At 43.4% G+C, this 1,037-nt stretch carries 1 protein-coding gene; it reads right to left on the bottom strand.

The window, feature by feature from the left end; genetic code table 11:
- Window positions 1-1,037 (bottom strand): IF-2-associated domain-containing protein (locus tag BT797_RS09995; protein WP_175545655.1); only part of this gene is annotated, 1,037 nt, incomplete at both ends.

Consider the following 1,037-nt stretch of genomic DNA (forward strand, 5'->3'; position numbering starts at 1 on the left):
TGATCTACGTGACCCATGATAGTAACAACTGGTGCACGAGTAACTTTAGTACCTTCACCTTGCGCTTCAGCTAATACAGCTTCTTCAAGTGCATTTTCTTTAACCAAGATAACTTTATGGCCCATTTCTTCTGCGATAAGTTGTGCAGTTTCTTGGTCAAGTACTTGGTTAATAGTAACCATAGAACCTTGCTTCATCATATACTTGATGATTTCAGTCGCTTTGATTGCCATTTTCTGTGCTAGTTCGCTAACACTGACCGTTTCACCGATGCGAACATCACGTTCAACTTTAGCAACTGGCTTATTAAAACCTTGTTGCATAGCTTCTGGTGCATTAACTGATTTACCTTGATGACGGCTATAGCGGTTATCAGGTTTACGACCTTTCGCTTTACGTGCTTTACCTTTACCTTTTGGTGCCGCTTTTGCCGGTTCAACTGGTGCAACAGGTTTTTTCTTACGAACACCTTTTTCTGAACGTGCATCAGCATCATCTTCTGCAGCTTGTGCATGAGTTGATGTTGTTACATGGTAATCAGCTGTTTTATCTTTATTGGCACGCTCAGTTTCTTCTGCAGCCCAACGTGCTGAGTTCTCTTCTGCTAATTTACGTGCTTCTTCAGTTTTCTGTTGAGCTTCCAGCTCCGCTTTACGAGTGGCTTCCTGCTCCTGCTTCTGCTTCAACGCTTCCGCTTCGCGCTTCGCCATATCATCTGCCTCTTTTGATTTAGTATTTTTCTGTTTCGTTTCACGTTTTGCTTTTTCTGCAGCATCACGTTTTACTTTTGCTTCTGCGTCCGCTTTTACTTTTGCTTCAGCATCAGCGATTGCTTTTGCCTCTGCTTGTGCTTTCGCTTCTGCCTGTGCTTTCAGTTCAGCTGCTTCTTGCGCCGCTTTTTCTTCTGCTAATGCCGCTTCATCTTCAGCTGTTGTACGTTTAACGTAAGTACGTTTTTTACGTACTTCTACTGCAACTGATTTCTGCTTACCGCCACCGCTTGCAACGCTAAGCGTGCTTTTGGTTTTACGCTGTAA

The sequence above is a fragment of the Moritella viscosa genome (assembly GCF_900120065.1).
In the GTDB taxonomy this organism is placed as follows: Bacteria; Pseudomonadota; Gammaproteobacteria; order Enterobacterales; family Moritellaceae; genus Moritella; species Moritella viscosa.